General features: G+C 73.7%; 11 protein-coding genes. 7 read left to right on the top strand and 4 right to left on the bottom strand.

The annotated features are described in order from the left end of the window. Nucleotides 1–215: 215 nt before the first annotated feature. The 4 genes from IEZ27_RS01005 (at nucleotide 216) to IEZ27_RS00990 (ending at nucleotide 4,078) form a co-directional block, all read left to right on the top strand. Entirely contained in the window at nucleotides 216–1,010 is a 795-nt protein-coding gene (locus IEZ27_RS01005) for an ABC transporter permease (protein WP_229823027.1), read from the top strand. After that, nucleotides 1,007–1,750 carry an ABC transporter permease gene (locus IEZ27_RS01000; protein ID WP_189645441.1) on the top strand — a complete coding sequence of 248 codons (744 nt, stop codon included), beginning with the start codon at nucleotides 1,007–1,009 and terminating at the stop codon, nucleotides 1,748–1,750. Before IEZ27_RS01005 ends, IEZ27_RS01000 begins: the two co-directional genes overlap by 4 nt. A gap of 124 nt (nucleotides 1,751–1,874) precedes the next feature. Further along, the gene (locus IEZ27_RS00995; RefSeq protein WP_189645440.1) at nucleotides 1,875–2,846 is read left to right on the top strand and encodes an ABC transporter substrate-binding protein; all 972 of its coding nucleotides are present in this window, start codon (nucleotides 1,875–1,877) and stop codon (nucleotides 2,844–2,846) included. Continuing rightward, nucleotides 2,843–4,078: a flavin-dependent oxidoreductase gene (locus IEZ27_RS00990; RefSeq protein ID WP_189645439.1), complete on the top strand. Its 1,236-nt coding sequence runs from the start codon at nucleotides 2,843–2,845 to the stop codon at nucleotides 4,076–4,078. Before IEZ27_RS00995 ends, IEZ27_RS00990 begins: the two co-directional genes overlap by 4 nt. A gap of 128 nt (nucleotides 4,079–4,206) precedes the next feature. On the opposite strand, the gene IEZ27_RS00985 is transcribed toward IEZ27_RS00990, so the two are convergent. Beyond that, nucleotides 4,207–5,094: a DUF2382 domain-containing protein gene (locus tag IEZ27_RS00985; RefSeq protein WP_189645438.1), complete on the bottom strand. Its 888-nt coding sequence runs from the start codon at nucleotides 5,092–5,094 to the stop codon at nucleotides 4,207–4,209. Between the two features lie 543 nt (nucleotides 5,095–5,637). Continuing rightward, nucleotides 5,638–6,177, bottom strand: coding sequence for a DUF4142 domain-containing protein (locus IEZ27_RS00980; protein ID WP_189645437.1), 540 nt, complete (start codon nucleotides 6,175–6,177; stop codon nucleotides 5,638–5,640). Between the two features lie 201 nt (nucleotides 6,178–6,378). Here IEZ27_RS00980 and IEZ27_RS00975 point away from each other — a divergent pair, with 201 nt between their 5' ends. Then, nucleotides 6,379–6,828, top strand: a complete 450-nt coding sequence (locus IEZ27_RS00975) for a pyridoxamine 5'-phosphate oxidase family protein (RefSeq protein WP_189645436.1) — start codon at nucleotides 6,379–6,381, stop codon at nucleotides 6,826–6,828. 104 nt (nucleotides 6,829–6,932) lie between these two features. Beyond that, nucleotides 6,933–7,220: a HesB/IscA family protein gene (locus IEZ27_RS00970; protein ID WP_125637623.1), complete on the top strand. Its 288-nt coding sequence runs from the start codon at nucleotides 6,933–6,935 to the stop codon at nucleotides 7,218–7,220. A gap of 51 nt (nucleotides 7,221–7,271) precedes the next feature. Here IEZ27_RS00970 and IEZ27_RS00965 read toward each other — a convergent pair whose 3' ends face one another. Next, nucleotides 7,272–8,249 (bottom strand): acetylxylan esterase, encoded by a 978-nt coding sequence (locus tag IEZ27_RS00965; RefSeq protein ID WP_189645435.1) that lies wholly within the window; start codon nucleotides 8,247–8,249, stop codon nucleotides 7,272–7,274. Between the two features lie 227 nt (nucleotides 8,250–8,476). Here IEZ27_RS00965 and IEZ27_RS00960 point away from each other — a divergent pair, with 227 nt between their 5' ends. Further along, nucleotides 8,477–9,655 (top strand): alpha/beta fold hydrolase, encoded by a 1,179-nt coding sequence (locus tag IEZ27_RS00960; protein ID WP_189645434.1) that lies wholly within the window; start codon nucleotides 8,477–8,479, stop codon nucleotides 9,653–9,655. A gap of 9 nt (nucleotides 9,656–9,664) precedes the next feature. Here IEZ27_RS00960 and IEZ27_RS00955 read toward each other — a convergent pair whose 3' ends face one another. Continuing rightward, entirely contained in the window at nucleotides 9,665–13,915 is a 4,251-nt protein-coding gene (locus IEZ27_RS00955; RefSeq protein WP_189645433.1) for a hypothetical protein, read from the bottom strand. Nucleotides 13,916–13,971 lie beyond the last annotated feature (56 nt).

The following is a 13,971-nucleotide window of genomic DNA, read 5'->3' as shown; positions in this document are numbered from 1 at the left end:
GAATGTGACTCCGCATTCGGCAAACGGGCAAGGCCGTTGTCGAGAAGCGGAGTTTCCCGGCCGGGCGGAAACGTCCGGCTCGGTTAGGGTGATTTCCGTTCCCTTCCTGCCCGCCCTCCGGCCTGAAGCGGTGGTGAATGGCCGGGCCCACGTTCCGGAGAGCCGACATTGCCGCCGTTCCCCTTACGCGCCCTCCTGTCCGCCCAGGCGTCGCCGTGCGCCTGATCCCCGCCCGTCTCTTCGGCAGCGCCGTCGTCTGCGGCGTGGCGGGGACCGCCGCGCTGTTGTGCGCCGCCGAGGCGGCCGGCCGTCTCGGTCTCGTCCCGGAGTCGCGGCTCCCGCTCGCCTCGGCGGTCCTGGTCACCGCCGCCGGGCTGGCCGCCGACCCCGCCTTCCTGGCCGACGTGCTGGCCACGTCCGGCGCCTGGGCGCTCGGCCTGCTCGCCGCCGTGGCCGTGGCCGTGCCCGCCGGGCTGCTGCTGGGCAGCCTGCCGCCGGTCGAACGGGCCCTGCGCCCGGTGCTGGAGTTCCTGCGGCCCATCCCGTCAGTGGCGCTCATCCCGCTGGCCGCGTTCGTCTTCACCGGCCGGCTGGAGACCGAGGTCGCGATGATCATGTACGCCGCCGCGTGGCCCATCCTGCTCAACACCATGTACGGGCTGCGCGAGGTCGACCCGCTGGCCAAGGAGACGATGCGGGCCTTCGGGTTCGGCCCCCTGCCGATCCTGTGGCGGATCAGCCTGCCGAGCGCGGCCCCCTTCGTCGCGACCGGCGTACGGGTGGCCGCGGCCATCGCCCTCATCCTGGCCGTCAGCACCGAGCTGCTGGCCGGCACCAGCGGGATCGGGCACTTCGTCATCGTGGCCGAGAGCAGCCCGGACGGGCTCCGGCTGACCATCGCCGCCACCCTGTGGGCGGGCGTGCTCGGCGTGCTCACCAACACCCTGCTGGCCCAGGCCTCCCGGCGGCTGCTGCGCTGGCACACGGCCCTGACCGGGGCGGCCCGATGATCCGGTCCGCAGCGCGGTTGTGGGCCGTGCCCGTCGTCGTGGCCGTCTGGGAGGCAGCCACCCGGGCCCTGCGCCACCCCTACTTCCCGCCCCCGTCCGCGATCGCGCTGCGCGGGCGTGAGTTGTGGATCAGCCAGACGGCCCTGGACGACCTGTCCTCCAGCCTGGGCCGGCTGCTGGCCGGGTGGGTGCTGGCCGGCCTGGCGGGCGTCGCGGCCGGGGTTGCCCTGGGCCGCTCGCCGCTGCTGGCCAGGTTCCTGGACCCGGCGGTGCAGTTCTGCCGGGCGCTGCCGCCGCCCGCGCTGCTGCCGGTGTTCCTGGCGCTGTTCTCGACCGGCACGTCGATGCAGGTGGCGACCATCGCCTGCGGCATCGTCTGGCCGGTGCTGATCAACACCGCCGACGGCGCCAGGAACGTGGACCGGCTGCACCTCGACACCGCTCAGGTCTTCCGGCTGCCGGCGAGGCAGCGGCTGCTGCGGGTCGTCCTGCCGTCGGCGGCCCCGAAGATCCTGGCCGGCCTGCGGCTCAGCCTGTCGCTCGCGCTGATCCTCATGGTGATCGCGGAGTTCTTCGCCACCGACGGCGTCGGCTTCCGGCTCCGGGCCGCGCAGCGCTCCTTCGACCTGCCCGGAGTGTGGGCCGCCATCACCGTGCTCGGCGTGCTCGGCTTTCTGCTCAATCAGGTTTTCCTGATTCTCGAACGCCGCCTGCCGGCCCATTATGGTACGTCCGAATAATGCGCGATCGGAAATGCATGAGATTGTGAACCGGATATTCCGCACGCATTCTTCCCCGGCACGCGCCACGCCCTCGTCATCACTCTTTGGAGCGTTCATGCCCGGACTTCGACGACGAACGCGCTTGTCCCCCTTCATATTCGCCGCCGCACTCGTCGCCGCCCTGACCGCCGGGTGCGGCGGGACGGACCCCGGCCCCTCGGCCGGTGGCCCCGAGAAGCCCGTACTCAACCTCGGCATGCTGGCCCTCCCCGAGGTGGCCCCCATCCAGATCGGCATCGACAAGGGCTACTTCGCGGCCGAGGGCCTGACCGTCAAGCCCGTCGTCATCCAGGGCGGCGCGGCCGCGCTGCATGACCTGATCAGCGGCAAGCTGGACGTGCTGCACAGCAACTACGTCTCGGCGGTCCTGGCCTCCTCGCGCGGCGTGGGCCGGCTCAAGGTCGTCGGCGACGCCTACGCCGCCAAGCCCGGCAACTTCGTGCTCATGACGAAGAAGGACTCGCCCGTCAAGGCGCTGGCCGACCTCAAGGGCAGGAAGATCGGCGTCAACACCCTCGGCAACGTCGCCACGCTGGCCGTCAGCGCGCTGCTGAAGCCCGCCGGCCTGACGACCGCCGACATCACCTTCGTCGAACGGCCGTTCCCGCAGATGGCCGGCGCCCTGGACAACGGCGACGTCGACGCCGCCGTCCTGCCGGAGCCGTTCTGGCAGGCCGCGGCCAGGACGAGCGGCGCCCGCAGCCTGTCGGACCTGTTCACCGGGGCGACCGCCGACTTCCCGATGGCGGGCTACCTGACCACTGAGGACTTCGCCCGCGACAACCCGCGGACGGTCGCCGCCTTCCAGCGCGGCCTGCGCAAGGCCGTGGACCTGGCGATCGCGAACCCGGCCGAGGCCAAGGCCGCGATGCCGAAGTACACGAAGATCGACCAGGCCACCGCCGGCGCGATGACGCTGGGCGGCTACTCCACCACCGTGGACAAGGCCCGCCTGCAGCGCGTGGCCGACCTCATGCTGCAGTTCAAGGGCGACGGCTACCTGGAGGCGCCGTTCGACGTCTCCGCCCTGCTCCTTCCCGGAGGCCCCTCATGACCGGCTCCTTACCCGGACGTCCGAGGCGCGTGGTCATCGCCGGCGCGGGCATCGCCGGGCTGACCACGGCCCTGAGCCTGCACGCCGCGGGCATCACCGACGTGACCGTACGCGAGGCGGTCCGCGACATCCGGCCGCTCGGCGTGGGCATCAACCTGCTGCCGCACGCCGTACGCGAGCTGATCGAGCTCGGCCTGGGCGAGCGCCTGGCCCGCGTCGGCGTCGAGACGGCCGACCTGACCTTCATCACCCGCCGCGGGCAGCGCATCTGGTCCGAGCCGCGCGGCCGGGCGGCCGGCTACGCCTGGCCCCAGTACTCGATCCACCGCGGCCGCCTGCAGCTCATGCTCCTCGACGCGGTACGCGAGCGCCTGGGCCCGGACGCGGTCGTCACCGGCTCACCCGTCACCGGGCTCGACCACGACGCCGACCTGCTCGTCGGCGCCGACGGCATCCGCTCCGGCGTCAGGGCCGCGCTGTTCCCCGAGGAGGGCGAGCCGCTGTGGGGCGGTCACGTGCTGTGGCGGGGCACGTCCCGCGCCGAGCCGTTCCTGACCGGCAGGTCCATGATCATGGCGGGCGACGGCACGCAGAAGATCGTCATCTATCCGATCGCCCCGCCCGACCCCGACGGCACACAACTGATCAACTGGGCCATCCAGCACCGGGCCCCCGAGACCACGCCCCGGGGCGACTGGAACCGGGAGGTCGAGGTCGGCAAGTTCCTGCACCACGTGGCCGACGTGCGCTGCGAGGCCCTCGACATCCCCGGCCTCATCGCCTCGGCCCACAAGGCGTACGAGTACCCGCTGGTCGACCGCGACCCGCTGCCGTACTGGTCGGCGGAGACCGTGACGCTGACGGGAGACGCCGCGCACCCGATGTACCCGACCGGCTCCAACGGCGGCACGCAGGCCGTCATCGACGCCCGCGTCCTGGCCTACGCCCTGGCCACCGGCCAGGGCCTGGAGTTCTACGAGAGCCGTCGCCGGCCGGTCACGAACCAGATCGTGCTGGCCAATCGCGAGGACGGGCCCGAGGTCGTCCTGCGGCTGGCGCAGGAACGCGCGCCGGAGGGGTTCGCCGACATCGACGAGGTCCTCCCCCGCGACACGCTGGAGAAGATCGCGCTGCACTACAAGCAGCTCGCGGGCTTCGAGCCGGCCACCCTGAACGCCCGCCCGAGCTGGTCGGTCCCAGCGGAGGCCGGGACCGGCGGGCCCGCCTCCTGAGGGCGGGCGCTCTCAGGAGGGCGCTCTCACGGCGGCCCGGCTCCTGCTCCCGCGGGCGGGGCCTCCGACGGCGGGCATGGTGTGGCGGGGGCGCGTGGGCGCCCCCGCGGCGGACCGGGCACGGCCTCCTACCGCTTGGGCGGGAGGTCGTCACCGCGGCGGTTGCGGGTGCGCTCGCGCGCGCTGCCGTCCTCGTCGACCTCCAGGCGTTCCCTCCTGACCTGGCCCTCGACGGTCTCCTCGTGCTGCACGCGCTCCTTGTGCACCCGGATGTGCTCGACCGGCCTGGTCTCCTTGCCGATCACCGCCCGCTCCTCGTGCAGGGTGATCTGCTGCTCGTCCTCGCCGATCTCGTACGTGCCGGGCTCGCCGTCCTTGATGGGCTCGCGCTCGATCACGACCTCCTCGTGCGAGAGCGGCACCTTCTCCTGGACGTTCTCGGTCTCCACGTACTTGCGCAGGCGCACGTGACCGCTCTCGCGGCTCTCCTTGCCGATGCGGAGCCGCTCCTCCGACGTGGTCATGTCGATGTCGCGGTCACCCACGTCCCGGCCACGGGGCCGGCCCGCCTGCCCGGTCTGGCCGGTGGTCTGGCCGGTCTGGCCGGTCATGCCCCCGCGCCGGCCGCGCTCGTCCGCGATCCGCTGCTCCCCGGCGGCGGTCCGGGCCTGCCGTTCGCCCATGGGCGTGCGCTGGGACGGGATGTTGGACGGCTGCATCCCGTAGTACCGGTAGAGCTCGGCCTCCTCCTCCAGCGACAGGCGGCCGTCCACGTCGATGTTGGGTGCGCCCTTGATCATCTCCTTGTCGAAGGGGACCCTGATCTCGTCCCCAGAGCGGCGGGCGTTGGTCAGAGGCACGAAGGTCTGCTTCATGCCGAAGAACCCCGTGCGCACCGTCACCCACTCCGGCTCGCCGGTGCGGTCACTGAGGTAGACCTGCCCCACCTTGCCGATCGACTGTCCGTCGGACCCGATCACATGGCAGTCGAGCAGGTTCCGGATCTCTGTTTGCATAGCCACGACGATCCCCCTGATTGTTCGTCCTGGTTCAAAAAGGACAAATACCCCAGATCATCGCATTGGCACACATAATCCCGGCACTCTTTGCCAGAAATCGGTCTAGGCCGGACGCGCGCCCCGGCCCTGCCGGGAACCCTCGTACGCGGCCCGCCGCAGCCGGACCGTCCATCCGGCGGGACCAGGCAGGGGCGGCTGTTGAGCACCAGGTCGAAGGTCAGATCCTCCCCCGGCAGCGCGGGATCGGCGGGCACCCGTTCCCCCTCCGGACGGGCGACCAGACGGTACAGTCCGGTTCCGTACACGTACGGCGACAGGCTGGAGTACGGCCCGGACGTGAAGGTACGGCGCGGCACCGGCAGGCAGCCCGCGCCCGTGGACAGCAGCAGATCGACCCCGCTGGGCAGGCGTACGGCCGGCCCCAGCACGTCGGGCAGCCGCCCCGGCAGGGACAGCCCCTTGGACAGCCGGGCCCGCACCTCGTGCTCGCCCGACTCCCCCAGCGGCGGGGCGTGGCGGCGGGCACGGCGGGCGTCCCAGTCAGTCGCTCTCCACCTTCTTCAATGCCTTCAGGTGCTCCAGCAGCGACGGGGACGCGACCTTGGCCAGAGCCACCACCGCCGGCGAGGAGCCCTTGGAGATCTCCTGCTTGGTGGCCTCGATGGCCTCCTTGTGCGCCTTGGTCATACTGGCGACGAACTCCTTGTCGAAGTCCTTGCCCTTGGCCTCCTGCAGCCGCTTGACCATGGCCCCCTGCGCCGCGGTGAGCGAGGTGGGAAGCTGGATGCCGAGCTGGCTCGCAGTCTGGGTCACCTTCTGGTCGAGCTGGGTGTGGTCGTCGACGAGCATCCGGCCGATCGACTTGACCTGGTCGGTGGCACCCTTCTTCTCGGCCAGGCGGCCCGCCGCGATCTCGGCCAGGTTGCCCTGGTGGATGGTCGCCATCCAGGTCCTGTCCTGCTCGGACGGCTGAGCGTCGGTCCGCGGCGCCAGCCCCGCGGTGTTGGTCGGGGCGCCGCCGCACCCCGACAGGGCGACGACGGCCGCGGTGGCCAGCAACATGGTCAGACGAGTACGCATGAGGTTTCCTATGACATGGTGACACTTCTCCGACACAGAGCGTAACCATGCGATCACGGCTCCCTCCTCAGGCGCGCCGTACCGGATGCCGGCCGGTCGAGGCGGTTCAGGGTCGTATGTCGCATTCCTCCGGGGAGAGCCGTCATCATGGTGACGGACGCCACCCGGTCGACGTGACCGGACGAGAGTGCGAGGAGAAGGATGACGCCACCGGCCCGCTCCCCGGAGCAGCGCAAGCAGGACACGCTCGACCGGCTCGAACAGGACGTGGACGCCTGGGTCGCCACGGCGGGCGGCGGGGGCCCGTACATGGTCCCGCTGTCGTTCCTGTGGGACGGGCACACGCTGCTGCTGGCCACCGCGGACGCCACCCCGACCGCGCGCAACCTGCTGGAGACCGGCACGGTACGCCTGGGCCTGGGCCTGACCAGGGACGTCGTCCTCATCGAGGGCACCGTGACGGCCCAGCCGGCCGCCACGATCCCGGCCGGCGTCGGCGACGCGTTCGCGGTCAAGACCGGGTTCGACCCGCGCGAGCTGTCCAGCCCGTACAGCTATTTCCGGGTCACGCCGGCGCTGGTGCAGGCGTGGCGCGAGGTCAACGAGCTCGACGGACGCGACCTCATGCTCGACGGGAAGTGGACCGTCTGACGGCGGCGGCGGACTCGGCAAAGAAAACCGCCGAGGAGGATTGGGCCTCGTCATCGGGGGAATGGCAGGCAACTTCTGTACGTCGACCGTGAGGAGGAGCCGTAGTGCTCACCCTGACAGCCAACGCAGCCCAGGCGATCCGCGATCTGACCGCGTCCGCGCCGGAACCCGCACAGGGCGGGATCCGGATCTCGTCCCAGGGTGAGGGGAACAATTCGCTCACCCTCTCTCTGGCCACCGCGCCGGAGCCGGCGGACGAGGTCGTCGAGACCGAGGGCGCGCGGGTCTATCTCGATCCCGTGGCCGCGACCGTGCTGGACGACAAATCCCTGGACGCCGGTGCCGACGCGCAGGGGAGCGTGTCGTTCATGGTGACCGCGCAGGCGGTGTGACGGGAACCGCCGTACCGGCGACCGCGCCGGTACGGCGGGACCCTCGCCGGATCAGCCGGCCAGCAGCTTGTGCAGGTAGCGGACCTGCTCCTCGGTCTGGTAGCCGGACCCGCCCTCGTGCCCGTTCCACGGCCAGACGGTGATCTCCTTCGGGCCCTGCCAGTGGTTGTGGGCGGCGAAGACCGTGGAGGGCGGGCAGACGTAGTCCATGAGCGCCACCGAGTACAACACGGGCACCCGGCCGCGCGCGGCGAAGTTGAGCCCGTCGAAGTACGACAACGTGCGGAACACCTGCTCGGCGCCTTCCCTGCGGGAGGCCAGGAAACGCACCAGCTCCTGGTACGGGTCCCGGTCGGTGATCTCGACCGCCCGCCGGAAGTGCGTCAGGAACGGCACGTCCACCAGCGCGGCCCGTACCGCCGGGCGCAGCGCCGCCGTGGCCTGCGCGATCGCGCCGCCCTGGCTGCCGCCCGAGACCACGATGCGATCGGCGTCCACCGCCGGATGCGCGGCGGCCACGTCGACCGCCCTGGCCGCGTCGGTGAACACCCGCCGGTAGTAGTAGTCCTCGGGGTCGAGGATGCCGCGGGTCATCATGCCGGGCGCCTGCACATCGGCGCTGCCGTGCGGGTCGCCGGTCACGCCGGGGCTGCCCGGGCTCGCGCCGCCGTGGCCGCGGGTCTCCATCACGAACACCGCGTACCCGGCCGCGGGCCACAGCAGGTGGTCCTTGGGGAACCCGCGTCCGCCGCTGTAGCCGATGTAGTGCATCACGCAGGGCACCGGCTCCTGGACGCCGCGCGGCAGGATGAACCAGCCGTGGATCCGGTGGCCGCCCCACCCGGCGAACGACACGTCGTACACCTCGACGCCGGGCAGCGGCAGGTCGTAGGGCGTGAACTCGGCCGCCAGGTCGAACCGCCCGGCCTCGGCCAGCGTACGGGACCAGAAGTCGTCGAAGTCGGCGGGCTCGTCGCGGTCGGGGAGATAGCTGCGCAACTGCTCGATCGGCAGGTCGAACAACGACACGGGGGGACTCTCCTAGCTGTAGGGAACCCTGATATTTCACCTCATTGGTGCAGGTAAGCGCCATCCTCACTTCGGCGGAAGCTGAAAGCCGTCCCGCGGGGCAGTGGTGATCGCGTGAGCGACTACGTCATCGAGGTTCCCTCCTCCCACCTCTATCCCGGCCTGGTGCTGGACGCTCCCGCGCACGCCGCTCGCTCCCCTCCCCGGTCGGGGGCTAGCGTCCCCCTGTGAGGTCTTTCGCCGGGATTGTGGTGGGCGCCGCGGTGCTCGCGCTGTCGCCCGTGGCCGGGCTGGCGGCGCTGGCCGGTACGGCGATGGTGGGCGCGCGGCCCGAGGTCTTCACGGTGACCGGGCTGGCGGTGTTCGCCGCGGTGCTCTTCCTCGGGCTGCTGCTGTGCGTTCCCCGGCCGCGCGCGGTGTGGGGGCGCTGGTTACGCGCGGCGCTGATCCTGGCCGTGGAGGCGGCGGTGGTCTGGCGGGTCGCGGGCGCGACGCTGACGCCGCCGCAGGTCCAGTCCGTCGCGGGGCCGCCGGTGGCCGGGCAGCGGGAGTGGCTGCTGCCGACGGGGTCGCGGCTGGCCTACGTACGGGTCGCGCCGAAGCGGGTCACCCGTCCGGAGCCGGTGGTGGTCCTGTCCGGCGGGCCCGGCGTCGCGGACCTGGCGGCCGACCGGGCCTTCTACGGCCGTCTGGCCGCCGACGGGTACGCGGTCTACGTCTACGACCAGGTGGGCACCGGACGCTCGGCCCGGCTGCCCGACCCGGCCGCGTACGGGCTGGCGCGGGACGTGGCGGACCTGGAGGCGGTACGGAAGGCGATCGGCGCGGAGCGCCTGAACCTGGTCGCCCGCGGCGACGGCGCCCGCCTCGCGGCCGCCTACCTCTCGGACGGCCCGGACCGGGTGGCCAGGGCGGTGCTCGACTCCCCCGCCGGGCTCGACCGGGCCCGTACCGCGTCGTTGCTGGACGGCGGCCCGCCGAGCCCCCGGATGCTGGCGGTGCACATACTCTTGCGGGTCGAGCCGGCCGCGGCGCACACGTTCGCCGGCGACGCCGAGCTCGACGCCCGCGCCGCCGGGCTCCCGCGGGGGGCCGCGGATTCCTGCCCGGCGGTCCCGGCCGCGGGCTCCGGCGGGTACGCGGGCCTGGCCGACCGGCCGTCGCCGCGCGGGCTCCGGGAGGGGCTGGCCCGGGTGACGGCGCCCGTACTGGTCGTCAAGGGGCCGTGCGACGCGGAGAGCTGGGCGGCGGCGGCCGACGTCCGCGCGGCGATCCCCGGCGCGGGGTTCGCCTACGCGGGGAGCCGGGCGGCGTACCTGGCGGCGCTGCGGGCGTTCCTGGCGGGGCGGCCGGTGGCCGCGTACGAGGGGGCCACGCCGCCGCCCGGCTACCGGGGGCCGTGGTGACCCGCCCGTTCAGCGGTCACCGGACCGGCGGGGCGCAGCGCAGGAGCCGGCCTTCGCACCCGCCACCTCCCAGCCGGCGCCGGGGAACGGCGACATGAAGTGGGTCAGCAGGTCCACGGCGTAGTCAGGCGCCTGCCCGCCCGGGTCGAGCAGGGACACCATCTGGGGGCCGTCGGAGCCGCGCAGGGTGATCGAGCCGTCCCTGCCGCCTGCGACGAAGCCGGGTTTGGCGTCCACCGTGAGGCAGGCCAGCCCGATCCCGGCGGCGGCGATCTCCTGACGGGCGCCGATGCGGCGCATGCGCTGGTCGTAGCGGCGCGGCGCGAGCGAGGTGACCCGGGTGAGCCGCATCGAGTCGGTGAAGACGTCCGCGCCGACCTTCCTGCTCAGCCTGACCCGCAGGGAGACGTCGGGACGCAGGTCCACGCCCTTGGCGGCCAGGACGAGACGGTCGTAGGCGCCCTCGAAGCCGGGCGCGAGGAACCCGGCCCCGGCCGGGGCCTTCAGCCCGAACGGGATCCTGCCCGGCCGCACCCGCAACCACGACACCCGCCGGACCGTCAGCGACACCTCGCGCACCGCGCCGGCGCCCAGCGCGAAGTCCCCGCCGACCTGGTAGGTGAGGAAGCCCCCGGTGTACGGGACCTCCTTGGAGACGGCCACGCGCTGCCTGGCGACCGGGCCCACGCGCAACCCCGCGCGCACCGCGATCCGGCCCGTCGGCCCGGGTTTCGAGGCCAGGTCGAACGACTGGTCGGGGTTGAGCCTGATCGTGGTGTCGGCGGCCAGGTCCTCGACGGCGAGCGAGACGTCGCCGAGGCGTCCGGAGGCATCGACCAGGCCGCCCTCGACGTCGAGGCGGCCGTCCAGCGTGCTGCTCCCGCCCCGGTAGGTGATCGCGGGCACGCTCAGCCCGGCGGGCGAGGCGTCGGCGTCCACGACGAGCACCGCAGGCACGTCGGCGAACCGCAGCTCGCCGGTGCCCCGGCCGGGCAGGGTAACCCGGGCGGTCAGGTGCTCGACCGGCGCGGAGTTGCTGACCCGCACGCGGGTCCTGGCCCCGTACTCGGCCCGTACGTCCACGGCGGCGGGCACCGGGTCGAGGGCGACGTGGCCGCGCAGCCCGCCCGCCTCGGCCCGTACGTCGAGGGCCCCGAGGGTGGCGGCCGGTTCGACGCGGTAGGCGACCCGCCCGGCCCCGAACGGCCCCAGCGACAACCGGGTGACGCGCGCGGGCAGCCGGCTCAGCGTGGCCCGCGCCTTGACCGGCACCGGCGCGATCACGCCGCTGGCCAGGTAGAGGGCGAGGGCCCGGCGTCTGGGCGCGAACCCGGAGAAGGCGAACGTGCCGCCCGCCGGGTCGATCGTCACCTGGTTCGGCAGGCCGGTCACGTCGAGGTAGCCCTGGAGGCCGTAGCAGCCGCGTCCCGGCACGCAGAACGGGCCCTGCCCGCAGCCGCGCGCCCCGGCCGGGCAGCCGCCGTCCACCAGCGACAGGCCGTCCCGTACGGCGGGGGCGGCCCGCATCCGGGCCAGCGCGGCGGTCCTGCCGAGCCAGGCGCGGGCGGTCACGCCGAGCCGGGAGCCCGAGTACGTGAGCCTGCCCTCGGGCGTGGCGGCGACGGTCAGGTCGCCCGGCACCGGCCCCACCCGGCCGAGCACGCCGAAGCGCAGGTCGCCGAGGACGAGGTCGGCGTCCACGGCCAGCTCCTGCCGGGCGGCGCGGAACCCGGCCGCGAACCCCTGGCCCGACGGGCTGAACTCGACCCGCGACAGGCCCTTGACCAGGACGCTCGCGTCGAGGTCGCCGCTGGCCTGGTCGTAGTGGGCGGCCAGGTGCGGGCCGGTGGGGGACGTGGCGCCGTCGTGGTTGGTGACGGCCAGCGCCGCCGACCCGACCGGGCCGGACAGGCCGCGGAAGCGGTAGGAGCCCGCGTTCCAGGTGGCGTCGAAGCGGGCGGGCACACCGGTCACGTCGGCGGCGGCCCTGAGGTCGCGTCCGCCGGTCCTGATCCGGGCCAGCGCCGACACCTTGGCCACGGGGGCCGCGGAGTTCCAGGTGAGCGTCCCGGCCGCGGCGTCGGCGACCAGTTCGGCCCGCTCGCCGACCCCTTGCGCGTCCACCCGTACGTCGTCCCCTCTCCCGGTGGTCCCGAGGGTGGTGACGTAGGACCTGGCCGCGTAGAGGCGGACGTCGCGCAGCCGGCCGGACGTGGTGACCTCGACCGACGAACGCCCGCCCAGCGTCCAGGCGGTCCTGACGTCGTGGCGCACGCCGCGGACCGTGCCGTCGATCGTCGGGCCGGTACGCACGTTCGCGTAGGCGGCCCGGACCCGGTCGATCATGCCGCTGGCCCGGTAGACGGCCTTCCTGGCGGCGGGGTCGAGGGTGAGGTCGATCTCGGCGGGCGTGTTGGAGACCTCCATCCGCGCCAGGTGCGTGCCGTCGATGCTCGCCGCGCCCACGAAGGACCGGCCGCTCGACCCCACCTTCAGACGGACGTGCGGCGCGCCGCCGTACGTGACGTCGAATCCCGACAACCCGGACAGCAGCGCGGAGATGCCGACGGCGTCGCCGTTCTTGATCATGGTGACGTGACCGCCGCCGGGGCTGGAGAGCGCGCCGCCGGCACGCTGCAGCACGGCGGCGAACCTGCCGATGGGCGAGCTGGCCGTCTGCGTGACGCGGTGGCGGGCCGGGTCGTTCTCCATGCGCACCCGGGCGGGCAGGCCGCTCAGCTCGGCCCGCAACACGGTCCTGGCCGCGGTCCGGTCGTAGGAGAGGATGCTCGCCGAGCCGGTCCGCGCGGGCCGGGCCGACTCGACGGTCAGGGTCTGCCTGCCACCTGCCAGGGCGTACCCGGCGGTGAAGGAGCGGGGCACGTCGCGCAGCTCGGCGCTCGTCACCGTGGTCAGGCGGCCGTCGCGGTAGAGGTGGGTGTGCAGCTCGGCGCGGCCGATCGGGGCGGGGGCGGTGAAGCGGATCCGGCCGCCGGACAGGCGTACCTGGGCGCGGGTGGGCATGCGGTCGAGCACGGCCTGTGTGAAGCGGTTCCGGGTGAGGGCGAGCGCTTCGAGCCTGGCCGGTGCGGAGGCGGTGACGTCCAGCCGGGCCGGATCGGCGCCGGACGGGGTGGCGGCGGACGGGGTGGCGGCGGACTTGGCGGGGCCCGGCGCGGCGAGGGTGGCCTCCACGGTGAGGCGTCCGGTGGCGGGGGTCTGGCGCAGGCTCACCGCGGTGCGCCCGGTCAGCCCGGCCACGGTGGCGGCGGACGGCCCCGGGTCCTTGCGCGTGACGCTCGCCCTGACCGTCCGGCCCGCGAGGTCGACGGTGAACGTCCCGCGGTCGAGCACGGACAGCGAGCCGCCCTTGCGCAGGCCGTCGAACCCGACGGTCACCTTGTCGTCGTACTCGGCCCAGACGAGCGCCCGTACCCGCTCGCCGGACAGGCTCCTGACGGCGAAGCCGAGGCCGACGTCCCCGTTCGCGGGGCTCGCCGTGGGCACCAGGTCGGCCGCCAGGTCGGGGAGGCCGTCGCCGGTGACGTCCGCGGCGACGGGCACGGCCACAGGCCTGCGCGCCGAGCAGGCCACCGTCCCCGTCTCTCCGACCACGCACAACCGGTACGTCAGCCCGCTCGCCCGCGCGCCGGACGGCGTACGACCCGCCGCACTCCCCCGGCTCGCCGGCGGGGTGCGACCGCCGTGGGAGCGAGTGGCCTGGGGGCCGTCGAGACGCAGTACCTCCAAGGCCTTGGCCACGGCGGCGGACGGGCGCAGGAGCGTCAGCGGGGCGGCATCGGCCGTGTCGGGCAGGAGGGCGGCCGGGTCGGGGGCCTGGCGGCCGAGCCCCTGCCGTTCCTGCCGCCGGGCGGCCTGGGCGGCGATCCCGTCGGCGAGTCCCGTCCCTGCGGGCGTGGTGACCTCCGGCGGCTCGGGCCCCACGGGTCCCTTCCCGATCGGCCGGATGGCGGGCGAGGGCCCTGACGGGACCGCGACCGCGGCGGGCGGCGGCTCCTCGACGCCGGGCACCGGCCGGACCGTCCCGCGCCGGGGCGCCGCGTGCACCCCGGCCGAGACCGGCACACCTCCCGCCGCGCTGCCCGAGACCGGCACCGTCTCGGGCGCGCTGCCCGAGACCGGCACCCCGGCTGCGCTTCCCGAGGCCGGGACGCGCGCGAAGGCGGCCGGTGGGGCAGCAACCAGAGCGGTGGCGGCGATGGATGTCGAAGCGAGCACGCGCAGCAGGGCGTGCGGCATGAAGCGTCCCCCCGGACCCGTCTAACTCATCCCATCAGAAACAATGGTCACGAGAT

It is taken from the genome of Nonomuraea spiralis, assembly GCF_014648435.1.
GTDB lineage: Bacteria > Actinomycetota > Actinomycetes > Streptosporangiales > Streptosporangiaceae > Nonomuraea > Nonomuraea spiralis.
Note: the sequence above shows the minus strand (reverse complement) of the source record. Positions and strands in the feature narration are given on the sequence as shown.